Source organism: Streptomyces sp. NPDC104309 (assembly GCF_055584025.1).
This window is the reverse complement of record NZ_JBVJMV010000011.1, coordinates 100881-123025: the sequence shown is the minus strand read 5'-3', so window position 1 is coordinate 123025 and position 22145 is coordinate 100881. Positions and strand designations below refer to the sequence as shown.

23 protein-coding genes are annotated in these 22145 nt (G+C 70.8%); 15 read left to right on the top strand and 8 right to left on the bottom strand.

Annotated elements, in window-relative coordinates; translation table 11 throughout:
* Window positions 1-5: 5 nt before the first annotated feature.
* Both ACZ68L_RS18210 and ACZ68L_RS18205 read right to left on the bottom strand, forming a co-directional pair.
* On the bottom strand, window positions 6-494 hold the full coding sequence (locus ACZ68L_RS18210; protein ID WP_469577883.1) for a DUF3515 domain-containing protein: 489 nt from the start codon (window positions 492-494) through the stop codon (window positions 6-8).
* Between the two features lie 20 nt (window positions 495-514).
* Window positions 515-748, bottom strand: a complete 234-nt coding sequence (locus ACZ68L_RS18205) for an Lrp/AsnC family transcriptional regulator (RefSeq protein ID WP_093899132.1) — start codon at window positions 746-748, stop codon at window positions 515-517.
* A 318-nt stretch (window positions 749-1066) separates the two neighbouring features.
* Between ACZ68L_RS18205 and ACZ68L_RS18200 the strand changes: the two genes are divergently transcribed.
* Both ACZ68L_RS18200 and thiD read left to right on the top strand, forming a co-directional pair.
* Window positions 1067-2038, top strand: a complete 972-nt coding sequence (locus ACZ68L_RS18200; protein WP_469577880.1) for a thiamine-phosphate kinase — start codon at window positions 1067-1069, stop codon at window positions 2036-2038.
* 10 nt (window positions 2039-2048) lie between these two features.
* Window positions 2049-2855: a bifunctional hydroxymethylpyrimidine kinase/phosphomethylpyrimidine kinase gene (gene thiD, locus ACZ68L_RS18195; RefSeq protein WP_469577878.1), complete on the top strand. Its 807-nt coding sequence runs from the start codon at window positions 2049-2051 to the stop codon at window positions 2853-2855.
* A gap of 86 nt (window positions 2856-2941) precedes the next feature.
* Here the strand turns inward: thiD and rpmB are convergent, their stop codons facing one another.
* On the bottom strand, window positions 2942-3127 hold the full coding sequence (gene rpmB / locus ACZ68L_RS18190) for a 50S ribosomal protein L28 (protein ID WP_030928661.1): 186 nt from the start codon (window positions 3125-3127) through the stop codon (window positions 2942-2944).
* 258 nt (window positions 3128-3385) lie between these two features.
* Between rpmB and ACZ68L_RS18185 the strand changes: the two genes are divergently transcribed.
* Window positions 3386-4999 (top strand): DAK2 domain-containing protein, encoded by a 1614-nt coding sequence (locus ACZ68L_RS18185; protein WP_469577875.1) that lies wholly within the window; start codon window positions 3386-3388, stop codon window positions 4997-4999.
* A gap of 120 nt (window positions 5000-5119) precedes the next feature.
* On the opposite strand, the gene ACZ68L_RS18180 is transcribed toward ACZ68L_RS18185, so the two are convergent.
* From ACZ68L_RS18180 to ACZ68L_RS18170, 3 genes are read right to left on the bottom strand one after another with little or no spacing between them, the layout of a single operon-like run.
* The gene (locus tag ACZ68L_RS18180; protein WP_469577873.1) at window positions 5120-5815 is read right to left on the bottom strand and encodes a hypothetical protein; all 696 of its coding nucleotides are present in this window, start codon (window positions 5813-5815) and stop codon (window positions 5120-5122) included.
* Entirely contained in the window at window positions 5809-6495 is a 687-nt protein-coding gene (locus ACZ68L_RS18175) for a hypothetical protein (RefSeq protein WP_469577871.1), read from the bottom strand. The genes ACZ68L_RS18180 and ACZ68L_RS18175 overlap by 7 nt, the downstream gene beginning before the upstream one ends.
* Window positions 6495-6656 carry a hypothetical protein gene (locus ACZ68L_RS18170; RefSeq protein ID WP_469577869.1) on the bottom strand — a complete coding sequence of 54 codons (162 nt, stop codon included), beginning with the start codon at window positions 6654-6656 and terminating at the stop codon, window positions 6495-6497. Before ACZ68L_RS18170 ends, ACZ68L_RS18175 begins: the two co-directional genes overlap by 1 nt.
* A 257-nt stretch (window positions 6657-6913) precedes the next feature.
* Here ACZ68L_RS18170 and recG point away from each other — a divergent pair, with 257 nt between their 5' ends.
* The 9 genes from recG to ACZ68L_RS18125 all read left to right on the top strand — a co-directional run bounded on the left by recG (window position 6914) and on the right by ACZ68L_RS18125 (window position 15123).
* Entirely contained in the window at window positions 6914-9130 is a 2217-nt protein-coding gene (recG, locus tag ACZ68L_RS18165; protein ID WP_469577867.1) for an ATP-dependent DNA helicase RecG, read from the top strand.
* Between the two features lie 115 nt (window positions 9131-9245).
* Window positions 9246-9830 carry a 16S rRNA (guanine(966)-N(2))-methyltransferase RsmD gene (gene rsmD, locus ACZ68L_RS18160; RefSeq protein ID WP_469577865.1) on the top strand — a complete coding sequence of 195 codons (585 nt, stop codon included), beginning with the start codon at window positions 9246-9248 and terminating at the stop codon, window positions 9828-9830.
* A 26-nt stretch (window positions 9831-9856) separates the two neighbouring features.
* The gene (gene coaD / locus ACZ68L_RS18155; protein ID WP_361447199.1) at window positions 9857-10336 is read left to right on the top strand and encodes a pantetheine-phosphate adenylyltransferase; all 480 of its coding nucleotides are present in this window, start codon (window positions 9857-9859) and stop codon (window positions 10334-10336) included.
* 98 nt (window positions 10337-10434) lie between these two features.
* Window positions 10435-11508: a cell division initiation protein gene (locus ACZ68L_RS18150; RefSeq protein ID WP_469577863.1), complete on the top strand. Its 1074-nt coding sequence runs from the start codon at window positions 10435-10437 to the stop codon at window positions 11506-11508.
* A gap of 180 nt (window positions 11509-11688) precedes the next feature.
* Window positions 11689-12360: a YceD family protein gene (locus tag ACZ68L_RS18145; RefSeq protein ID WP_469577861.1), complete on the top strand. Its 672-nt coding sequence runs from the start codon at window positions 11689-11691 to the stop codon at window positions 12358-12360.
* A gap of 2 nt (window positions 12361-12362) precedes the next feature.
* Window positions 12363-12536: a 50S ribosomal protein L32 gene (rpmF, locus tag ACZ68L_RS18140; RefSeq protein ID WP_003965982.1), complete on the top strand. Its 174-nt coding sequence runs from the start codon at window positions 12363-12365 to the stop codon at window positions 12534-12536.
* Window positions 12537-12555: 19 nt separating this feature from the next.
* The gene (rnc, locus tag ACZ68L_RS18135) at window positions 12556-13380 is read left to right on the top strand and encodes a ribonuclease III (protein WP_469577859.1); all 825 of its coding nucleotides are present in this window, start codon (window positions 12556-12558) and stop codon (window positions 13378-13380) included.
* Window positions 13381-13484: 104 nt separating this feature from the next.
* Window positions 13485-14345 carry a bifunctional DNA-formamidopyrimidine glycosylase/DNA-(apurinic or apyrimidinic site) lyase gene (gene mutM / locus ACZ68L_RS18130; RefSeq protein ID WP_469577857.1) on the top strand — a complete coding sequence of 287 codons (861 nt, stop codon included), beginning with the start codon at window positions 13485-13487 and terminating at the stop codon, window positions 14343-14345.
* Between the two features lie 139 nt (window positions 14346-14484).
* Entirely contained in the window at window positions 14485-15123 is a 639-nt protein-coding gene (locus ACZ68L_RS18125) for a LysE family translocator (protein WP_469577855.1), read from the top strand.
* A 123-nt stretch (window positions 15124-15246) separates the two neighbouring features.
* On the opposite strand, the gene ACZ68L_RS18120 is transcribed toward ACZ68L_RS18125, so the two are convergent.
* Window positions 15247-15657 carry a winged helix-turn-helix transcriptional regulator gene (locus ACZ68L_RS18120; protein WP_469577853.1) on the bottom strand — a complete coding sequence of 137 codons (411 nt, stop codon included), beginning with the start codon at window positions 15655-15657 and terminating at the stop codon, window positions 15247-15249.
* Between the two features lie 72 nt (window positions 15658-15729).
* Window positions 15730-16668: a CAP domain-containing protein gene (locus ACZ68L_RS18115; RefSeq protein ID WP_469577851.1), complete on the bottom strand. Its 939-nt coding sequence runs from the start codon at window positions 16666-16668 to the stop codon at window positions 15730-15732.
* Between the two features lie 145 nt (window positions 16669-16813).
* On the opposite strand from ACZ68L_RS18115, the gene ACZ68L_RS18110 reads away from it, so the two are divergent.
* The 3 genes from ACZ68L_RS18110 (at window position 16814) to ACZ68L_RS18100 (ending at window position 21942) form a co-directional block, all read left to right on the top strand.
* Window positions 16814-17095, top strand: coding sequence for an acylphosphatase (locus ACZ68L_RS18110; protein WP_030928628.1), 282 nt, complete (start codon window positions 16814-16816; stop codon window positions 17093-17095).
* Between the two features lie 439 nt (window positions 17096-17534).
* Window positions 17535-17747, top strand: a complete 213-nt coding sequence (locus ACZ68L_RS18105; protein ID WP_018551753.1) for a hypothetical protein — start codon at window positions 17535-17537, stop codon at window positions 17745-17747.
* 343 nt (window positions 17748-18090) lie between these two features.
* Complete coding sequence (locus tag ACZ68L_RS18100) at window positions 18091-21942, top strand: AAA family ATPase (RefSeq protein WP_469577848.1); 3852 nt, start codon at window positions 18091-18093, stop codon at window positions 21940-21942.
* Window positions 21943-22145 lie beyond the last annotated feature (203 nt).

Sequence of the window (22145 nt, the reverse complement as noted above, 5' to 3'; positions counted from 1 at the left end):
ACGCCCTACAGGCTGCTGGGGACCGTCTTCTTGACGGCCGAGGCGAACGCGGCCAACGGGCTCGCGTCATGGGCGTACGCCGTCGAAAGGCTCACCTCGACGTACGCTTTGCGGTAGGTCGTCGTGAAGCGCGGGCCGGCGTTCTCCGGCTGCTCCAGCAGCCAGTTGACGCCGTTCGCCTCGGCCCCCTTCGCCATCGGGTCGTCCATCTTCGCGGGCCGGGGGACGCCGCAGCGCAGTACGATCGCTCCGTCCCCCCACTCGGCGGTCAGTTCGGACTTCGTCCCGGTGTCACCGCGGTCGAGACCGGCAACGGTCCTCGGCAGTGCCTTGTGCAGCGCACGACAGTAGGCCGCGGCTTCCGGAGGCGGAGTGGGAACCGTGATCGACGCCGCGGCGTCCGTCGAGGAGCAGCCCGCCGCGGCCAGCAGCAGCGCGGCAGCGGACGGACCGAGAAGCAGTGGGTGGCCGAACCGGCGGCGCAGTGATGTCACCGGCCCAGCGTAGACGGGGACTACAGATGAACGACCGGGCAGGTCAGGGTTCGGGTGATGCCTTCCACCTGCTGGACCTTGGCGACCACCATGCGGCCGAGTTCATCGACCGTGTCGGCCTGGGCGCGCACGATCACGTCGTAGGGGCCGGTGACGTCCTCTGCCTGGATCACTCCCGGAACTTTGGCGATGGTCTCGGCGACGGTCGACGCCTTGCCCACCTCGGTCTGAATAAGGATGTACGCCTGTACCACGGAACCTCCAGGGCGGCCACGAGGATCATGTGGGGGAAAGGGACGCCACGGTATCGCGTTGCCGCGGGCCGCGGGGAGACCTACGGGTCGGTTGACATCCACAGCGTGGCGTACGCAAGACACAGGTTGACGTATCTCTTGACAGTACCGACAGCAGTGACGGCCCGCGACCGCGAGCGCAGCGGTGCGAACGGGGGACGGGCGAGGAGAACCGGTGCAGACTGCTCCCTGCGGCGGCGGCCGGTCCACGATCCGGACCTCCGGCCGCTGAAGCAGCCCGGACGATCGTCCGGCGCGATAGATGAGAGGTGAGACTCGGTGAAGGGAACCGTGGGCGAGTTGGGGGAGTTCGGGCTCATCAGGGAGCTGACTTCCCGGCTCACCACCACTCCGGCGGTACGGCTCGGTCCCGGCGACGACGCCGCGGTCGTGTCAGCTCCCGACCGCAGGGTCGTGGCCAGTACGGACATCCTGTTGGAGGGACGGCACTTCCGCCGCGACTGGTCGACGGCGTACGACGTCGGCCGCAAGGCCGCCGCCCAGAATCTCGCCGACATCGCCGCCATGGGGGCCGTGCCGACCGCGCTGCTGCTCGGCCTGGTCGTCCCCGCCGAACTCCCGGTCACCTGGGCCGGCGAGCTGATGGACGGCATCCGTGACGAGTGCCAGGTCGCCGGCGCGGCCGTGGTCGGCGGGGACGTGGTGCGGGGCGAGACGATCACCGTCTCGATCACCGCGCTCGGCGATCTGCGCAACCACGAACCGGTCACCAGGTCCGGCGCTCAGCCCGGTGACGTCGTCGCCGTCACCGGCTGGCTCGGCTGGTCCGCCGCCGGGTACGCCGTGCTCTCCCGCGGTTTCCGCTCGCCCCGCGCCTTCGTCGAGGCCCACCGCCGCCCCGAACCGCCGTACCACGCGGGCCCCGCGGCCGCCGGGCTCGGCGCCACCGCGATGACGGACGTGAGCGACGGACTCGTCGCCGACCTCGGGCACATCGCCGAGGCCAGCCAGGTCCGGATCGATCTGCGCTCCGGACTGATCGACATCCCCTCGCAGATGTCCGACATCGGGCAGGCCGTCGGCGTGGATCCGCTGCAGTGGGTGCTGACCGGGGGAGAGGACCACGCGATCGTCGCCACCTTCCCGCCGGACGTGAAGCTGCCCGCCCGCTGGAAGGTGATCGGCGAAGTCCTCAACCCGTCGGCGCTGCCCCAGGTGACGGTCGACGGAGCGCCCTGGACCAGCAAGAGCGGCTGGGACCATTTCGGGGACATCGAGGACGCCCAGTAGATTGCGGCACATGCCCTTGACTGCTGCCGTACCCGCCCGAGTGCTCACCGTCGCCGGATCCGACTCCGGCGGCGGAGCGGGCATTCAGGCCGATCTGAAGACGATGCTGGCGCTCGGTGTGCACGGCATGAGCGTGCTGACCGCCGTCACGGCCCAGAACTCGCTGGGGGTGCAGGGCGCCTGGGAGTTGCCCGTCGAGGCCGTACGCGCCCAGTACCGCAGCGTGGTGGACGACATCGGTGTGCGGGCGGTGAAGACCGGCATGCTGTCGTCGGCCGTGCTCGTGGAGACCGTGGCCGAACTCCTCGCGGACACCGACGCCCCGGTCGTCGTGGACCCGGTCGGATTCTCCAAGCACGGGGACCCGCTGCTGGCCGCCGAGGCGCTCGATTCCGTACGGACGAAACTCCTGCCGGTCGCCACGGTCGCCACCCCGAATCTGGACGAAGTGGCGCAGCTCACCGGTGTGCATGTCACGGACGAGACCGGAATGCGACAGGCCGCCACCGAGGTGCTCGGGTTCGGGCCGCGCTGGGTCGTCATCAAGGGCGGGCACCTGTCCGGCGAACCCGTGGATCTGGTGACGGACGGCACGCAGGAGCACTGGCTGCGCGCGCCGAGGCACGACAACCGGCACACCCACGGCACCGGCTGCACACTCGCCTCCGCCATCGCCTGCGGACTGGCCCTGGGGCAGGACGTACCGACGGCTGTGCGGGCCGCGAAGGCCTACGTCACCGGGGCGATCGCGGCGGGCTTCCCGCTGGGCGCCGGGATCGGCCCCGTCGACCACGGCTGGCGGACGCGCGCCGTGTGAGCACGTCCCGGAGCACAGCAAAAAGCCGGTCCACCGAGGCGGACCGGCTTTTTGGGCAACCGGAAGGCTGCGCTACGACGGGAACGTCAGCGCGCGACCTTGCCGGCCTTGATGCACGAGGTGCAGACGTTGAGCCGCTTCGGCGTCCGACCGACCACGGCACGCACGCGCTGGATGTTGGGATTCCAGCGACGGGACGTACGGCGGTGCGAGTGCGAAATGTTGTTGCCGAAGCCCGGCCCCTTGCCGCAGACGTCGCAGTTGGCAGCCACGGGTCACTCCAAAGACTTCAGGTGCACTTACAGTGAATTCCGGCGCGCCGGATTCATTTGACTGAAGTGGCGGCACCAGAGGAATGGCCCGACTCTCGTCGGGCAACCGAAGCAGCATACAACGGCCGCGTCGGTAGAACGAAACTACCATGGGTTCCGCCGCCCCCCGCCCGCCCCTGTCCCCGCCGGACCCGGCGCACGGGGGCTACTCTGCGGTGCAGCCGGCCACGTACGGCCGATTCCGAGGAGGACCGACAGGTGCCGCAGACCGCCGACGACATGGACGCCGTCGCGGTGCGTACCTGGTGCTCACTGTCCCTGGAGGCGCTGGGCCGGGAGCGCGCTGAGATCGACGCGATCAATGTGTACCCGGTCGCGGACGGGGACACCGGCACGAACCTCTATCTGACCGTGGAGTCCGCGACCCAGGCCGTCGAAGCGGTCTTCGCCGCACACGAGACCGGTACGACGGCCCCCGTCGCCGCCGACGTGGTACGGGCCATGGCACACGGGGCGCTGATCGGCGCCCGCGGGAACTCCGGCACGATCCTGGCCCAGCTGCTGCGCGGGATGGCGGGGGTGCTCGGCGACGGGCACGACGCGGACCATCTGCGACGGGCGCTCACGGCCGCCGCTGCCGCCGCCCGGCAGGCCGTCGCCCACCCCGTCGAGGGCACGGTGCTGACGGTGGCCTCCGCGGCCGCCGAGGCCGCCGGGCGCACGGCGGACGACGCCGGAACCGCGGAGGTCGCGCGGGCGGCGTACGAGGGGGCGCGAGCGGCCCTGGAAGAGACTCCCGGACAGCTTGCGGTCCTCAGGCGCGCGGGCGTCGTGGACGCCGGGGGCCGGGGCCTGGTGACGATGCTCGGGGCGCTCGTCGAAGCGGTCTGCGGACAGGCGCCCGAACGCGTGTACGTGGCCGTGTCCGCGCCCCAGGTAGCGGTGGCGGAGGGCTGCGCGGAGGGCGGACCGGCCTTCGAGGTCATCTATCTGCTGGAGGCCGCGGACGACGCGGTGGACCGGCTGCGGAACCGGCTCGACCGGCTCGGCGACTCGCTCGTGGTGGTGGGCGGCGACGGGCTGTGGAACGTCCATGTGCATGTCGACGACGCGGGTGCGGCGGTGGAGGCCGGCGTCGAGGCGGGGCGGCCGTACCGGATCCGGATCACCCACTTCGGCGCGGACCGGGTGCACGCCCAGGCCGAACCCGTGCAGCGGGCGGTCGTCGTGGTGGTCCCCGGCGACGGCCTGCGCGGACTGTGCAAGGAGGCCGGGGCGACGACGGTCCTGGCGCGCCCCGGCGAGCCGCCCGCCAGCGGCGAACTGGTCGACGCGATCCGCCGGGCGCACGCCCGCGAGGTGGTACTGCTGCCCAACGACGCCGAGTTGCGCCACACCGCGGCCGTCGCCGCCGAACAGGCCCGCGCGGAGGGAGTCAGGGTCGCCCTGATCCCGACCCGGGCCGCCGTCCAGGGCATCGCCGCCCTCGCCGTCCACGAACCCGACCGCAGCTTCGACGAGGACGTGGTGGCGATGACCGCCGCGGCAGGCGCCACCCGCTACGCCGAACTGGCCGTCGCTGAGCGGCAGTCCTGGACCATGGCGGGCATCTGCCAGGCCGGCGACGTCCTGGGCCTGATCGACGGCGATGTCGCGGTCATCGGCGAGGACGTGCCGGAAACGGCCCGCACCGTGCTGGACCGCATGCTGGCGGCGGGCGGCGAACTGGTCACCCTGGTGCTGGGCGAGGACGTCCCCGACAGCCTGGCCGACGCGCTGGAGGAGCACGTGCGCGAGGGATATCTGGCGGTCGACACGGTGGTGTACCGGGGCGGCCACCAGCGCGCTCCCTTGCTGATCGGCGTGGAGTAGGGCCGGGGACGTCCTCAGCCGCCGGACGGGCCCGGCCTCCCGTCCACGTACTTCAGCAGCGCCTCGGCCTCCGCACGACGCTCCCGGCCCGTCTCGTCCGGCTCCCCGGTCCCGTAGATCTCAAGAACCCTTTGGGCCCGGGTCCGCGCGGCGTCCGGGCGGCCCAGGTCGGCCTCCGGCACCGCGGCCGCCTCCGCCGCCCGGCCCAGCCCCAGCAGCCGGCCGCCGAGCCGATGGCGGCAGCGCCCGTTCCGGGACCACCCCGGATCGAGGTGCTGGTGGACGGGCATGGACCCCGAGCGTCGCGCTCACGCCCGCCTCGTCCGCCCAGTGCGCGGCGTCCAGCGCGTGTTCGGTCGCCTCCTCGAACTGCCCGGCGGCGCCGAGGACTTCGGCGAGCCCGAGGTGCAGCTGGGCCCGTCCCGGAGCCGGGACGAACGGCGCTCCGTGCTCCAGCGCGGCGCGTGCGGCGCGTTCGGCCCGCCCGTACTCGTCGAGCCCGGCGGCGAGCGCGGCCGTCTTGGCCTCGTACTCGACGGCGTACCACGGCAGCCCGGCGTCATGGGTCTCGGCAGCGGCCCACGCGTACAGCTCCGGCGCGCCCCGCGGATCGCCCCGGTACCTTGCTACATCGCCGAGGAGATCCAGCGCCTCCGTGAACCGGGTGACGACCGAACCCTCCACGCGCAGCGGTTCGGTGAACGCGAGCAGTTCCCGCGCACCCTGTTCCAGACAGGCGACAGCCGCCTCGGAGGACCTCTCGTCCGGGGCCTCCCGCACCAGCCGGCCGAGAACATGGGCCCGGCACATCAGCACGGCACTCGCCTGCCGGGCGATGGCCTCGCCCCCGGCGTGCAGCGCGAGGGCCCGGCCAGTGCCTCCTGCGTGCCCCCGGGCTCCAGCGAGCGGGCGCACGCGGCCCTGGCCGCCGCGGCCGTGGCCTCGCCCGGGGCGCCGGCAGCCTCGTACAGTCCCGCGGCGGTCCGGAAGGCCACCACCGCCTCGGCGGGCTGCAGGGAGCCGTCCATCGCCCGGTGGTCCTCGACGCACGCGCGGTCGTGGTCCGACAGCCCGGTCGCCGCCTCCTCCGACTCGGCGGCACGGCGGGCGACGGCTCCCCAGGCGGATTCCGCGTCCGGGTGCTGGGTGTCCGAGAGGCGGTGCGCCTCGGCCGGCAGACCCGCCAGGTCGAGCGGTGCGTCCGCCGCCGTGCGCAGGGCCGCCGCCGTGCCCGGGGCCGCGCCCGGCTTCCCGGCCGCGGCGGTGAGGCGTGCGGCCCGTACGCCGAGCGGCAGCCGGTCCAGCAGCGGCTGCCGGTGCAGAGGCTCCCGCACCAGACCACTGATGTACGCGTTGTCGTTGCGCTCGTCGAAACGGGCAGCCGGCGCGAGCGCCCGCTCCCGGGCGTGCGCGGCCGGCGAACGCGCAGTCCAGTCGGTCCCCGCGGGCCCGGGTACGGCCTGCTCGCCGTGGCCGAGGGCGGTCAGCCGGTCCATCAGCAGGGCGGTGACGGCCAGAAGTCCATCCGGCTGCCGGGGTTCCCGCTGTCGGTGAAGTACGCGGGCCGTTCGGCGCTGATCTCAAGGGCGCGGGCCTCGTTGCCGGTCGGGGCGCAGAACTCGATGTGCAGGGCCGCGGAGTTCCGCATGCTCTCCATCGGCCGGACCATCCGGTACCCCCCCGCGAGTGGTTGGGCGCGCGCCTGCTCCGCGCGCCCCGTCCGCAGCAGCGGGAGGAGCGAGGTCGTCGCAGTGCCGGTGGGGGGACTTGCGACAGCGCGGGTCGGGCGATCCCACGAAGGGTGATCGCGAGCCGGAAGCGTGGGAGCCCTAAGGGCTGTGGCGACGATTCCGACCAGGGGATTCCGGTGTTCCGGGTGGTGCCCGCCGACATCTGTCAGTGGTGTGGTGTGCAATGGATCGCGTGTCTGCGTTCGATGAACCCCTCAAGAAGCTGCTCGGCGGAGCCACCGCGAAGGTGATGGCCGAACATCTCGACCTGCACACGGTCGGTGATCTGCTGCACCACTACCCGCGGCGGTACGAGGAGCGCGGCCGGCTCACCGCCCTGGCCGACCTCCCGCTGGACGAGCACGTGACGGTGGTCGCCCAGGTCGCCGACGCCCGCATCCTGATGTTCAACAACGGCCGCGGCAAGCGCCTCGAAGTGACCCTCACCGACGGCAACGGCCGCCTCCAGCTGGTCTTCTTCGGCCACGGGGTCCACAAGCCGCACAAGGAGCTGCTGCCGGGGCGGCGCGCGATGTTCGCGGGCAAGGTCTCCGTATTCAACCGGAAGATGCAGCTGGCCCATCCCACGTACCAGCTGCTGGACGCCGAGTCCATCGACGGGGCCGAGGCCACGGAAGCGGTGGACGCCTTCGCGGGGCGGCTGCTGCCGATCTACCCGGCCTGCAAACAACTGGACTCCTGGCGGATCGCCAAGGCCGTCGACACCGTGCTGCCCAGCGCCGCGGAGGCCGTCGACCCGCTGCCGCCGGGACTGCGCGAGGGCCGCGGATTCGCCTCGCTCCCAGAAGCGCTGCTGAAGGTCCACCGTCCGCAGACCAAGGCGGACATCGCGCAGGCCAGGGACCGGCTGAAGTGGGACGAGGCGTTCGTCCTCCAGGTCGCGCTGGCCCGCCGCAGATACGCGGACACCCAGCTCCCGGCGGTGGCGCGCAGACCCCGGCCCGGCGGACTGCTCGACGCCTTCGACGCCAAGCTGCCCTTCACCCTCACCGAAGGACAGCGGAAGGTCTCCGGGGAGATCTTCGACGACCTGGCGACCGAGCACCCGATGCACCGGCTCCTCCAGGGCGAGGTCGGTTCCGGGAAGACGATGGTCGCCCTGCGCGCCATGCTCGGCGTCGTCGACGCGGGCGGACAGGCCGCCATGCTCGCGCCCACCGAGGTGCTCGCCCAGCAGCACCACCGGTCCATCACCGAAATGATGGGCGAGCTGGCCGAGGGGGGAATGCTGGGCGGCTCCGAGCAGGGGACGAAGGTGGTGCTGCTCACCGGCTCCATGGGGGTCGCGGCCCGTCGCCAGGCGCTGCTCGACCTCGTCACCGGCGAGGCCGGGATCGTGATCGGCACACACGCGCTGATCGAGGACAAGGTGCGGTTCCACGACCTGGGCCTGGTCGTCGTCGACGAACAGCACCGCTTCGGGGTGGAACAGCGCGATGCGCTGCGCTCGAAGGGGAAGCAGCCGCCGCACCTGCTCGTCATGACCGCCACCCCCATTCCCCGTACGGTCGCCATGACCGTCTTCGGCGACCTGGAGACGTCCGTACTGGACCAGCTCCCGGCCGGCCGCTCGCCGATCGCCAGCCATGTCGTCCCCGCCAAGGACAAGCCGCACTTCCTCAGCCGCGCCTGGGAACGGGTCCGGGAGGAAGTGGAGAGCGGGCACCAGGCCTATGTGGTCTGCCCCCGCATCGGCGACGACGCCGAGGACGAGGCGGCCGACGGGAAGGGGAAGAAGAAGGCACCCGAGGACGACGGCGAGAAGCGCCCACCGCTCGCCGTCCTGGAGATCGCCGAACAGCTCGCCAAGGGCCCGCTGGCCGGTCTGCGCATCGAGGTGCTGCACGGCAGGATGAATCCCGACGACAAGGACGACGTGATGCGCCGCTTCGCCGCGGGCCAGGTCGACGTCCTCGTCGCCACCACCGTCATCGAGGTCGGGGTCAACGTCCCCAATGCCACCGCCATGGTGATCATGGACGCCGACCGGTTCGGGGTCTCCCAGCTGCACCAGCTGCGCGGCCGGGTCGGCCGCGGCTCGGCCCCCGGGCTCTGTCTGCTGGTCAGCGAGGCCCATGAGGCCGGTCCCGCCCGCGCCCGGCTCTCCGCCGTCGCCGCCACGCTCGACGGCTTCGAGCTGTCCCGGATCGACCTCGAACAGCGGCGCGAGGGCGATGTCCTGGGCCAGGCCCAGTCCGGCGTCCGCTCCTCGCTGCGGATGCTCACCGTCATCGACGACGAGGAGGTCATCGCCGCCGCCCGGGAGGAGGCCGCGGCGATCGTCGCGGCCGACCCGGAGCTGGAGCGTCTGCCCGAGCTGCGGATCGCGCTGGACGCGCTGCTCGACAAGGAGCGCGAGCAGTACCTCGACAAGGGCTGACGGGTCCGGCAGGAGGCGACGGGTGCGCGGGCCCGATCCGCCACGACGCCATATCGTGGGTGGCACGGCGCCACAGCACCCTGTGGGCCGCCCACGAACCGAGGACCAGACACCCATGACCCGCGTGATCGCCGGCTCGGCCGGCGGACGCCGCCTGGCCGTCCCGCCCGGCACCGGCACCCGCCCCACCTCCGACCGCGCGCGCGAGGGACTCTTCTCCACCTGGGAAGCATTCCTGGGCAGCCTCCACGGCACCCGAGTCGCGGATCTGTACGCGGGCTCCGGCGCCGTCGGCCTGGAGGCGCTCTCCCGCGGCGCGGTCCACGCCCTGCTCGTCGAGGCCGACACCAAGGCCGTCCGCACCGTCCGGGACAACGTCCGCACGCTCGGCCTGCCCGGCGCCGAGGTCCGTACCGGCAAGGCGGAACAGATCGTGACCGGGCCGGCGCCTGCGGAGCCGTACGACGTGGTGTTCCTGGACCCGCCGTACGCCGTGACCGACGGCGATCTTGGGGAGATACTGCTCACACTCCGTGCTCAGGGGTGGCTCACGGCCGACGCGCTCGTCACCGTGGAACGCAGCACCAGAGGCGGAGAATTCAACTGGCCCACGGGATTCGAGCCATTGCGGGCCCGTCGCTACGGCGAGGGAACGCTTTGGTACGGTCGCGCCGCCTCTACGTGCGAAGACGCACGATGACCGGACCGGAGAGCGAGGGAACCAAGTTGCGCCGCGCCGTCTGTCCGGGGTCTTTCGACCCCATCACCAATGGACACCTCGACATCATTGGCCGTGCCTCGAAGCTGTACGACGTCGTACACGTCGCGGTGATGATCAACCAGTCCAAGAAGGGTCTGTTCACGGTCGACGAGCGGATCGACCTGATCCGTCAGGTGACCGCGGACTTCGGCAACGTCCAGGTCGAGTCCTTCCACGGCCTCCTGGTCGACTTCTGCAAGCAGCGCGACATCCCGGCGATCGTGAAGGGCCTGCGGGCCGTCAGCGACTTCGACTACGAGCTGCAGATGGCCCAGATGAACAACGGCCTCTCCGGCGTCGAAACGCTCTTCGTGCCGACCAATCCCACCTACAGCTTCCTGTCGTCCTCCCTGGTCAAGGAGGTCGCCACCTGGGGCGGAGACGTCTCCCACCTGCTTCCCCCCGTGGTCCACCAGGCCCTCACCGAGCGCCTCGCCGAGCGCTGAATCACTGACTGTCCGTCACCAGGTGTCGGGCGGGCGCCGACTGGCCGTACAGTCGTCCCGTCCGTCTCCAATCGGCTGTAGAGAGTGGCGAGCACACGGTGGACGTGCAGAAGAAGCTCGACGAGATCGTCGAGACGGTCGGCAGCGCCCGGTCCATGCCCATGTCGGCTTCGTGCGTGGTCAACCGCGCCGAGCTGCTCGCGATGCTCGAAGAGGTGCGCGACGCCCTGCCCGGCTCGCTCGCCCATGCCCAGGAGCTCATCGGCGGGCGCGAGCAGCTGGCCGAGCAGGCCCGTCAGGAGGCCGAACGGATCATCGAGGCCGCACACGCCGAACGCACCTCGTTGATCGCCGGGACCGAGATCGCCGTGCAGTCCCGCAGCGAGGCCGACCGCATCCTCGAAGAGGCCCGGCGGGAGGCCGGGGAGGTCCGCAGCGAGGCCGACGAGTACGTCGACAGCAAGCTCGCCAACTTCGAGGTCGTCCTCACCAAGACCATCGGCTCCGTCGACCGGGGCCGCGAGAAGCTCCTCGGCCGCGGCCAGGCCTTCGACGAGCAGGGGTACGAGGACCCGGACTTCGCCGAGGCCCCCGAGCGCAGCACCGACCCGGCCACGCTCCAGCGCCGGGCCGACGAGTACGTGGACACCAAGCTCGGTGCCTTCGAGGCCGTGCTCGCCAAGACCCTGGAGGCGGTCGGCCGCGGCCGGCAGAAGCTCCACGGCCGGGTGGCCACCGACGAACTCGGCGCGCACATGGCCGCCCAGGACGCGGCGGGCAACCAGGCGCACATGAGCGACGAGGACCACTGGGCCGGCCTCGCCGAGCTCGCCACCCCGGAGCCGCAGCCCGCGCACCAGCAGGTCCAGCCGCACTTCCCGGCCCAGGCCCAGCCGAGCTACGCGGAGACGTACGGGTACCAGGAGCAGCCGCAGCAGGACGTCTACGGATACCAGCAGCAGCCGGACCCGTACGCCGCCTATCAGCAGCAGGGCTACGACCAGAGCCAGGCCCAGCCGCCGGCCCAGGGCTACGACGGCTGGCAGCAGCAGCCCATGCACCCCCAGCAGACCCTTCAGCCGCAGGGCGAGGGCGCTCTCGACGAGACCAGCCTGTTCGACACCAGCATGATCGACCTGGACCAGCTCCGCCGGTACGAACAGGAGCGCTGACCGGCCCCCGCGCCGGTCCGGCCGCCGCAACGGTCCGGGCCGTGCGGGGCCCGGCGGACCGGATTGGGAGCTGAGCGGCGCGTCCAGTATCCTGGCTCTTCGGTCGCGCGTATGACCGCGATCTTCGCTGCCCGATTCGCATACGAATCCGGTCGGCCCTCCCCACGCTGCGTGACGCACATGATTTCGAAAGCAGGAAAAGCCCTGAACGGCCACCTCGACCACCGAAACCCCCTCGTGTTCGACACGCACGAGTTGGGTCGGCGTCCCGGTGCCCTCCAGCGGCTGACCCGCACGGTGGACGCACCCGGTTCACCGGCCCTCGGTATCGACGGGGTCATCGGTGTGCCGGAAGGCGCGCCCGTGGAGCTGGAGCTCCGCCTCGAATCCGTCATGGAAGGGGTGCTCGTCACAGGCACCGCCCGTGCGTCGGCCGAGGGGGAGTGCGTAAGGTGTCTGGAGCCGCTGCACCAAGAGGTCGCGGCGGACTTCCAGGAGATGTTCTCGTACCCTGACGCCGATGACCGGGGCCGCAGCAGCAAGGCGGAACCGGCCGACGACGCCGAGGACGACGAGGGCAGGCTCTTCATCGAGGACGGCCTGTTCGACCTCGAACCAATGCTGCGCGATGCGGTGGTGCTCGCACTGCCGATGCAGCCGGTGTGCCGGGAGTCCTGTGCCGGTCTGTGTTCCGAATGCGGAATCAGGCTGGACGAGAATCCCGGTCACCACCACGATGCCGTCGACATTCGTTGGGCGGCACTGCAAGGACTCGCCGACACCGTTCAGGACGGCGAGAAGGACAACATGGGCGGCGCCGAAGCGGGCGTCGACGAGAAGCAGGAGAAGTAGCCGTGGCTGTTCCGAAGCGGAAGATGTCGCGCAGCAACACGCGCCACCGCCGGTCGCAGTGGAAGGCTGCGGTCCCCACCCTGGTTTCGTGCGAGCGTTGCCAGGAGCCGAAGCTGCAGCACATCGCGTGCCCCAGCTGCGGCACGTACAACAAGCGCCAGGTCCTCGAGGTCTGAGCGGCTGGTGAGAGGCCCGATGTCTGAGTTGTCCAACGCCAAGAAGCAGGCAGACAACGTCAACACAGCCTCGTCCCACACGCTTCTGGAAGGGCGGCTCGGGTATCACCTCGAGTCCGCCCTTCTGGTGCGTGCGCTGACCCATCGCTCGTACGCGTACGAGAACGGCGGTCTGCCCACCAACGAGCGGCTCGAATTCCTCGGGGATTCGGTGCTCGGCCTGGTGGTCACGGACACGCTGTACCGCATCCACCCCGACCTGCCCGAAGGCCAGCTGGCCAAATTGCGGGCCGCGGTGGTCAACTCGCGTGCGCTGGCGGAAGTGGGCCGCGGCCTCGAACTCGGCTCCTTCATCCGGCTCGGCCGCGGTGAAGAGGGCACGGGCGGCAGGGACAAGGCGTCCATCCTCGCCGACACCCTTGAAGCGGTGATCGGTGCGGTCTATCTCGACCAGGGCCTCGGCGCGGCCTCGGAGCTGGTCCACCGGCTCTTCGACCCGCTGATCGACAGGTCCTCCAACCTCGGTGCCGGCCTGGACTGGAAGACCAGCCTCCAGGAACTCACCGCGAGCGAGAGCCTCGGTGTCCCCGAGTACCTCGTCACGGAGACCGGCCCGGACCACGAGAAGACCTTTACTGCTGCTGCTCGCGTCGGTGGTGTCTCGTACGGCACCGGCACCGGCCGTAGCAAGAAGGAAGCGGAGCAGCAGGCGGCGGAGTCCGCCTGGCGCGAGATCAGCGCCGCCGCGGAAGCGCGGGAGGCAGTGGCCGAGGCCGCTGCCGACGGAGGGGCCGCCGACACCCCTGCCGACCCGTCGCCGTCCACGGACGTCGCTCCGGCCTGACCCGAGAACCCCCCTTGGTGCCCTGCGCACCAAGGGGGTTTTTCCTGCCCGGATATGCTTTTCATTTCCCCGTTCACTTCTCGCACTTCACCAGGAGCGACACCGTGCCCGAGCTGCCCGAGGTCGAGGTCGTACGGCGGGGTCTCGCACGCTGGGTCACCGGCCGTACGGTCGGCGAGGTCGAGGTGCTGCACCCGCGTGCGGTGCGCCGCCATCCCGCGGGCGGTGTGGACTTCGCGGCCCGGCTCGGCGGCGCCCGCTTCGGAACGGCCATGCGCCGCGGCAAGTACCTCTGGGTACCGCTGAACGACGCGTCCAGCTCGCTGCTCGGCCACCTCGGCATGAGCGGACAACTGCTCGTACAGCCGCAGGACGCCCCCGACGAGAAGCACCTGCGCGTCCGGATCCGCTTCGACGACGACCTCGGCACCGAGCTGCGCTTCGTCGACCAGCGGACCTTCGGCGGGCTCTCGCTCCACGAGAACACTCCCGACGGGCTGCCCGACACCATCGCGCACATCGCCCGCGATCCCCTGGACCCGGCCTTCGACGACGCGGCGTTCCAGACGGCCCTGCGGCTGCGCCGGACGACGGTCAAGCGTGCTCTGCTCGACCAGTCGCTGATCAGCGGAGTCGGCAACATCTACGCGGACGAGGCGCTGTGGCGCACCAGGCTGCACTACGACCGGCCGACCGCCGGCCTCACCCGCCCCAGGTCCGCCGAGCTGCTGGGGCATGTCCGTGATGTGATGAGCGCGGCGCTCGACCAGGGCGGCACCAGCTTCGACAGCCTCTACGTCAATGTGAACGGCGAGTCCGGTTACTTCGACCGCTCGCTCGACGCGTACGGACGCGAGGGCGAGCCCTGCCACCGCTGCGGTACGCCGATGCGACGCCGGGCGTGGATGAACCGCTCCAGCTACTTCTGCCCGCGCTGCCAGCGTCCGCCGCGCACGGCTTCCTGAGGGCTGTCCGGCGACTCGTCGCCGGACAGCCCTCGGCGTCCGAGGGCGCACGTCGCGGGTGCGTTCTCTCTGATCGGCATGCGGCCGATCCACGGAAAAGGGCTGCAGGCATGCGCGGTCCCCGTGTTACATGGGTGTCATGGTGTCCACCGACCGACTGCTGGCCTTCTCGGCCATGTCCTTCCTTTTGATCGTGGTACCCGGCCCCAGCGTGTTGTTCGTGATCGGGCGGGCACTGGCGCAGGGACGCCGGGCCGCGCTGACCACGGTCGCGGGGAACACGCTCGGAGCCTACGCACTCGTCGTGGCCGTGGCGCTCGGGGTCGGGGCCGTGGTCGAGCGCTCGGTCCTCGTCTTCACGGCGCTGAAGCTCCTGGGCGCCGCGTACCTGGTGTATCTCGGTGTCAAGGCGGTGCGGCAGCGCGGGTCGTTGCATGCCGCGTTCATCGGTGACGGCCCGGAGCACGGCAGTCTGCGCACGTTGTGGGAAGGGTTCGCGGTCGGCGTGGCCAACCCCAAGACCATCGTGTTCTTCGCCGCCGTACTGCCTCAGTTCGTCGACCGTGGTCAGGGGCACGTCACAGTTCAAATGCTGTTGCTCGGTCTGGTCTTCAATGTCATCGCGGTGACCTCCGACAGCGTCTGGGGATTGGTCGCGGCCACCACGCGGAGCTGGTTCGCCCGCTCACCGCGGCGGCTCGCCCTGATCGGCGGGGTCGGTGGGTTCACGATGATCGGTCTCGGTGTGACTGTCGCCGTGACCGGTCGCAAGGACTGAGCTTCCGTCGGCAGACCATGGACGCAGCATGGACGGATCGCTGCGACGGTGTTGCTGCCGCGGAGAACTCCCTGACCTCTGGGCTCCGGGATCGCCCGCTTGATCCAGAGGAGAGGCCCCGGTCTAAGGGCCGCCCCGGCCCTCCGGGCCCGGGTGGGCCTTGTCGTAGCGGTCACGGGCCCGCAGTACCTCGGGCATCCGGCCCTCGACGAGCTGGATCAGCCCGAGCAGCCGCTCGGCGACCTGCCGGCCCAGGGGCGTCAGCTCGTAGTCGACGCGCGGGGGATTGGTCGGTTGGGCCTCGCGGTGGACCAGACCGTCCCGCTCCAGGGCATGGAGTGTCTGAGAGAGCATCTTCTCGCTCACCCCGTCGACCCGGCGCCGCAGTTCGTTGAAGCGGAAGCCGCCCTCGTACAGCGCTCCCAGCGTCAGGCTGCCCCAGCGCCCGGTCACATGCTCCAGCGTGCCGCGCGAGGGGCACTGCCGGGAGAACACGTCGAAGGCGAGCGCGTCCAGACGGGAGTTCTCGTCCATACGTCAAGCTTACGCCTGCACAGCGTTCACCATCGGGTCGCGCTTTCTGGCGGTGAGCGGCTGTGCTGCGGCTCAGAAACCGAAGTCCTGCGTCCACCAGGGGCCGCCCGTGCCGTAGTGCACGCCGACGCCGAGTGTCTTGTAGTCGCAGTTGAGAATGTTCGCCCGGTGGCCGTCGCTGTTCATCCAGGAGTCCATCACGGCCTGTGCGTCGGCCTGGCCGCGGGCGATGTTCTCGCCGCCGAGCCCCTGCACACCGGCCCTCGACGCGCGGTCCCAGGGGGTCCGGCCATCCGGGTCGGTGTGGTCGAAGAAGCCGCGGGCGGTCATGTCGTCACTGAAGTTCTGGGCGAGCGAGGTCAGTGCGGAGCCGGCCGTCACCGGGCTGCAGCCGACCTTCGCGCGCTCCTGGTTGACCAGGGCGAGCACAGCGGCCTGGGCGGAGTCGGCCGTGCCCGAAGCCGTGGACCTGCGGGCGGCCGGAGCCGAGGAGGCGGAGGTCTCCGGAGCGGCCGAGGACGCCTCGGAAGCGGCCGGAGCGGTGCTCTTCCCGGCTTCCGCCGCGCCGGCCTTCGGCGCAGAGGCCGACGGGTTCGCCCGTTCCTTCGGCCGGGACGTCTTCGACGGGGAGCCGGACGACGGGGAGCCCGCCCGGGACCGCGCGTTCGCCGGCCCGTCGGTACGCGCTCCAGCGGGGCCTGCCTCGGCCGACGCGGTGGAGCGGTCGGCGGGCGCGGTGGACGCGCCGCCCTGGCCCAGCAGATCCGGGGCCCCCTCGGTGCGCACCCGGTCGGCGGCCGAGCCGCCGACCGAGTAGGTGTCACCGCCGGGCAGCAGACCGGAGGCGACCGCCACGGCTCCCACGGCGAGGGCCGCGGAGACGCCGACCAGTCCCGTACGAACCGGTGCTCCGGACCGCTTCCCGTGGCGCGCGCCCCGGTGCCGGCCGATGTCCCCCGTCGCGGGGTCCTGAGCGGCAGGAGCTGCGGCGGAGCGTCGATGGCGTCCCATCTGCTGAGCCCTTCTGACGGTCTGGACGCCGCTCTCGGCGTCAACATTCCTCACCCGATCGGGTGAGGCTATTGCGACGGGACTGTACGCCATGGGCTATTGGCGCAAGGTGCTCCGAGAGCAATCGGCCGGTTAGCGTTCGGGCATGAACGAAGACGTACGGCTCACCGCCTGGGTGCGCGGCCGCGTGCAGCAAGTCGGGTTCCGCTGGTTCACCAGGGCAAACGCCCTGGAGATCGGTGGTCTCACCGGGTTCGCCCTCAATCTCGACGACGGCAGGGTGCAGGTCGTTGCCGAGGGTCGGCGTGAGAATTGCCACCGCCTGCTGGAGTGGCTGCGCTCGGACGACACACCCGGGCGCGTTGACGGAGTCACTGAGATCTGGGACACGCCGCGCGGCGGTTATGAGGGCTTCGCGATCCGCTGATGCGGGCCCGAACCGGGTCCGACGCGAGCGCCGTGTTCGGACGGTGTTCGACGGGCGGCGCGCGGTGATGGACCGGGGTGCTTATCTGCGTACACATGAAATGACCTGCGAAATGACCGGGTGGTTGCCAAGATTCGGTTGGCGTGCCAGGCTGCGGCAGTAAGGATGATCTCCACGCCCTCCAGGGCCCCGCAGGAGAGTCGCGCCGCATGATCGTGAAGCCGCGCGCCGCAGGGCTGCCCGTCTCTACAGGGCGTGATCGTGTTGACCGTCAAACTTTTTGGTGAGACGCTGAAATCCCCGCGCACCTTAGCTGTTCGGCAGAGCTGTTTGGCAGCAGAACAGCAGTGAATACAGAGCACTGCCGAGCACCGCGGGTGCGAATCCCTCACGACCCACACCGCATCGGTCGGTCACTCAGTGTGGAGGACCATCCATCATGGCAAAGGCGCTTCTCGGTTACGTCGGCGGTTCCGACCCGCGACTCCTCGCCGAGATGCGACGGCTCCAGCAGCGCGTCCAGGATCTCGAATCCGAGCTTGTACGGATTCAGGACGAGAACGACGCGCTCAATGCCGCCGCCCAGCACCAAGAGTCGCTGCTCGACAGCATCGACATCGACGTACCTCAGGCGGAGCCGGCGCTGACCTGACCGATGGCCACAGGGCCGGTCGGGCTGCCCGCGTCAGTCGTCCGAGATCATCACCCGGATCGTCGCCGGATCATTGAAGATCACCGCTCTTGATCTGTCATCTTCGTGACATGTCCTTGATCCGACATGTGCCGCTGCACCAGTACACCGCACACGCAACACCGCACAAGATTTAAAGGGGCGCTTCGGCGTCCCTTCTTTCTTTCTGCCCGGACCTGTGCGGTTCTTTCTTTCCGCTCGGACCTGTGCGGTCCCGCCCCGGACGTGGACCCCTTCCCTTACCGTCTGATGTGCCCTGCACCTTCATCAGCGAAACCGAGAGTGAAAGGTAGAGTCCGGCGGCGTGCACCTCAAGGCCCTGACCCTGCGCGGTTTCAAATCGTTCGCCTCCGCCACGACGCTGCGGTTCGAACCCGGTATCACGTGCGTCGTCGGCCCCAACGGGTCCGGCAAGTCCAATGTGGTGGACGCGCTCTCCTGGGTCATGGGGGAACAAGGGGCCAAATCACTGCGCGGCGGCAAGATGGAAGACGTGATCTTCGCCGGCACCACCGGGCGGCCGCCGCTCGGACGGGCGGAAGTTTCGCTGACCATCGACAATTCCGATGGCGCGCTGCCCATCGAGTACGCCGAAGTGACGATCACTCGGATCATGTTCCGCAACGGCGGCAGCGAATACCAGATCAATGGCGACACCTGCCGACTCCTGGACATCCAGGAACTCCTCTCGGATTCCGGTATCGGCCGGGAGATGCATGTCATCGTCGGGCAGGGGCAGCTGGACTCCGTACTCCACGCCGATCCGATGGGGCGGCGCGCATTCATCGAGGAAGCCGCGGGCGTGCTCAAGCACCGCAAGCGGAAAGAGAAGGCACTGCGGAAGCTGGACGCGATGGGAGCCAATCTGGCCCGCGTCCAGGACCTGACCGACGAGCTGCGACGTCAGCTGAAACCGCTGGGCCGGCAGGCGGCCGTGGCGCGCCGGGCCGCAGTCATCCAGGCCGATCTGCGCGATGCCAGGCTGCGACTGCTCGCCGACGACCTGGTGCGGCTGCACACCGCGTTGCGCGGCGAGATCGCCGACGAAGCGGCGCTCAAGCAGCGCAGGGAGGCCGCGGAGACGGAGCTCAAGGCGGCCCTGGCGCGCGAGGCGGAGCTGGAGGACGAGGTACGGCGGCTGGCGCCGCGGCTCCAGCGGGCCCAGCATGCCTGGCACGAGCTGTCGCAGCTGGCCGAGCGGGTGCGCGGCACGATCTCGCTGGCCGACGCCCGGGTCAAGAGCGCCGCAGCGGCACCGGAGGAGGAACGGCGCGGCACGGGATTCAGGGACCCTGAAAGCATGGAGCGGGAGGCGGCCCGCGTCCGTGAGCAGGAGGCGGAGCTGGCGGCCGCGCTGGAGGCGGCGGAACACGCGCTGGAGGACACGGCCGCCCACCGTGCCGACCTGGAACGGGAGTTGGCGGCCGAGGAGCGCAGGCTCAAGGACGCCGCGCGGGCCATCGCGGACCGCCGCGAAGGACTCGCCCGGCTGAACGGGCAGGTCAACGCGGCCCGCAGCCGGGCCGGTTCGGCGCAGGCGGAGATCGACCGGCTGGCCGCTTCCCGTGACGAGGCGCAGGAGCGGGCGGTCGTCGCACAGGAGGAGTACGAACAGCTCAAGGCCGAGGTCGAGGGACTGGACGCGGGCGACGCGGAGCTGGGCGAGCGGCACGAGGCCGCCAAGCGGGAACTCGCGGAGGCGGAGGCGGCGCTCTCCACGGCCCGGGAGTCCGCCACCGCCGCCGAACGGAAGCGGGCGGCGGTCGCGGCCCGCCACGACGCACTGGCCCTCGGCCTGCGCCGCAAGGACGGCACGGGTGTGCTGCTCGGCGCGCAGGACCGCCTGGCGGGCCTGCTCGGCCCGGCCGCCGAACTTCTGACGGTGGCGCCGGGGCACGAGGTGGCGGTGGCGGCGGCCCTGGGCGCGGCGGCGGACGCGGTCGCGGTGACGGACCCGGCCACGGCGGCGGAGGCGATCCGGCTGCTGCGCAAACGGGACGCGGGCCGGGCGGCGATGCTGCTGGGCGGGGTGCGCGTCGGCGTCCCCGATCAAGGTGGGGGCTCTGATGCTGGTGTCACTGATGGGGATTTTGCGGCCGGAGGTGCTGGTGGTGCCGGTGGTGCCCATGGTGTTGCTGAGGCCGGTGGTGCCGGTGGTGCCCATGGTGTTGCTGAGGCCGGTGGTGCCGGTGGTGGCTCTGACGCTGCGGCTGGCAGGGCTGGCAGGGCTGGCAGGGCTGGCGGGGCTGATGCGTCTGCTGTGCACCTGCCCGGCCAGGCGCATGGCCAGGCGGACGGGCTTCACGCACCCGCGTACCCCTCGAACATCGCCGTGGCCGGAGCGACCGCCGGAGGTCCGCCCGCTGTTGCCGACCTCGTCCGTGGGCCCGTCGAACTGGTGGACGCCGTACGGAGGCTGGTGCGGGACATGGTGGTCGTCGGCACCTTGGAGGACGCCGAGGACCTCGTCGCCGTACACCCGGAGCTGACGGCCGTGACCGCCGAGGGGGACATCCTCTCGGCGCACTTCGCGCATGGCGGTTCCGCCGGCGCGCCGAGCCTCCTCGAAGTGCAGGCCTCGGTCGACGAAGCCGCCCTCCAGCTGGAGGAACTGGCAGTGCGGTGTGCGGGGTTGACCGATGACCAGCGCCTCGCGACGGAGCGGCGCAGGGCGAGTGCCGGACTGGTCGAGGAGCTGGGGGAGCGGCGCCGGGCCGCCGAGCGGGAGAAGTCCGGGGTGGCCCAGCAGCTCGGGCGGCTCGCCGGGCAGGCCCGAGGCGCCGCGGGCGAGGCCGAGCGGATGACCGCGTCCGCCGCCCGAGCCCAGGAGGCGCTGGAGCGGGCGACGGAGGAAGCCGAGGAACTGGCCGAACGGCTGCTCGTCGCCGAGGAGATGCCGGTCGAGGAGGAGCCGGACACGTCCGTGCGCGACCGGCTCGCCGCCGACGGTGCCAACGCCCGTCAGACCGAGATGGAGGCCCGCCTCCAGGTACGTACCCACGAGGAGAGGGTCAAGGGGCTCGCGGGCCGTGCGGACGCCCTCGACCGGGGCGCCCGAGCCGAACGAGAGGCCCGCGCCCGCGCTGAGCGGCGCCGCGCCCGGCTGCGGCACGAGGCCGCGGTGGCCTCGGCCGTCGCGTCCGGTGCCCGGCAGCTGCTCGCCCATGTCGAGGTGTCCGTCGTACGGGCCGAGTGGGAGCGGGGCGCGGCCGAGGCGGCGAAGGCGGAGCGGGAGCGGGAGCTCGCGGCCGAGCGCAACCAGGGCCGCGAGCTCAAGAGCGAGCTGGACAAGCTGACCGACTCCGTCCACCGCGGCGAGGTGCTCGGCGCCGAGAAGCGGCTGCGCATAGAGCAACTGGAGGCGAAGGCGCTGGAGGAGCTGGGCGTCGAGCCGGCCGGGCTGGCCGCCGAGTACGGCCCCGACCAGCTCGTACCGCCGTCACCGGCGGCGGACGGCGAGGAACTGCCGGAGGATCCGGAGCATCCGCGCAACCAGCCGAAGCCCTTCGTCAGGTCCGAGCAGGAGAAGCGGCTGAAGGCGGCCGAACGGGCGTACCAGCAACTCGGAAAGGTGAATCCACTCGCGCTCGAGGAGTTCTCGGCGCTGGAGGAGCGGCACAAGTTCCTCTCCGAGCAGCTCGAAGACCTGAAGAAGACCCGGGCCGATCTGATACAGGTCATCAAGGAGGTCGACGAGCGGGTCGAGCAGGTGTTCACCGAGGCGTACCGGGACACGGCCCGTGAGTTCGAGGGTGTCTTCTCGCGGCTCTTCCCGGGCGGCGAGGGACGGCTCGTCCTGACCGACCCGGACAACATGCTCGCGACCGGAGTGGATGTCGAGGCCCGGCCGCCCGGCAAGAAGGTCAAGCGGCTCTCACTGCTGTCCGGCGGGGAACGCTCGCTCACGGCGGTGGCGTTGCTGGTTTCGATCTTCAAGGCCCGCCCGAGTCCGTTCTACGTGATGGACGAGGTCGAGGCGGCGCTCGACGACACCAATCTGCAGCGGCTGATCAGGATCATGGAGGAGCTCCAGGAGAGCTCGCAGCTGATCGTGATCACGCACCAGAAGCGGACGATGGAGGTCGCCGACGCACTGTACGGCGTCTCGATGCAGGGTGACGGGGTTTCCAAGGTCATCAGCCAGCGGCTGCGCTGAGCCCTCCCACCCTTCAAGGCTTCAACGTACTTGCAGGCTGCTCTCTGACTGGTCCGCGACCAACGAAAGTTGACTTCGAAACTTGAACGCATAGTCGCTGCAGCATCGTCTTTATCTTCAAGTGGTGGCAGGTGGAAAGTTATGCGCCACTTGGAGGAGCTCGCGCCCCACAAGAGCTCGTCCCCCCACACCTGACGACGCGG

What these genes read in the sequence shown, in the direction of transcription:
- thiD (WP_469577878.1), top strand. Translation starts at nt 2,049, where the DNA reads ATGCCCTTGACTGCTGCCGTACCCGCCCGAGTGCTCACCGTCGCCGGA.
- ACZ68L_RS18175 (WP_469577871.1), bottom strand. Translation starts at nt 6,495, where the DNA reads ATGGACCGGCTGACCGCCCTCGGCCACGGCGAGCAGGCCGTACCCGGG.
- ACZ68L_RS18170 (WP_469577869.1), bottom strand. Translation starts at nt 6,656, where the DNA reads ATGGAGAGCATGCGGAACTCCGCGGCCCTGCACATCGAGTTCTGCGCC.
- recG (WP_469577867.1), top strand. Translation starts at nt 6,914, where the DNA reads ATGGATCGCGTGTCTGCGTTCGATGAACCCCTCAAGAAGCTGCTCGGC.
- rsmD (WP_469577865.1), top strand. Translation starts at nt 9,246, where the DNA reads ATGACCCGCGTGATCGCCGGCTCGGCCGGCGGACGCCGCCTGGCCGTC.
- ACZ68L_RS18145 (WP_469577861.1), top strand. Translation starts at nt 11,689, where the DNA reads ATGATTTCGAAAGCAGGAAAAGCCCTGAACGGCCACCTCGACCACCGA.
- rnc (WP_469577859.1), top strand. Translation starts at nt 12,556, where the DNA reads ATGTCTGAGTTGTCCAACGCCAAGAAGCAGGCAGACAACGTCAACACA.
- ACZ68L_RS18125 (WP_469577855.1), top strand. Translation starts at nt 14,485, where the DNA reads ATGGTGTCCACCGACCGACTGCTGGCCTTCTCGGCCATGTCCTTCCTT.
- ACZ68L_RS18120 (WP_469577853.1), bottom strand. Translation starts at nt 15,657, where the DNA reads ATGGACGAGAACTCCCGTCTGGACGCGCTCGCCTTCGACGTGTTCTCC.
- ACZ68L_RS18115 (WP_469577851.1), bottom strand. Translation starts at nt 16,668, where the DNA reads ATGGGACGCCATCGACGCTCCGCCGCAGCTCCTGCCGCTCAGGACCCC.
- ACZ68L_RS18110 (WP_030928628.1), top strand. Translation starts at nt 16,814, where the DNA reads ATGAACGAAGACGTACGGCTCACCGCCTGGGTGCGCGGCCGCGTGCAG.
- ACZ68L_RS18105 (WP_018551753.1), top strand. Translation starts at nt 17,535, where the DNA reads ATGGCAAAGGCGCTTCTCGGTTACGTCGGCGGTTCCGACCCGCGACTC.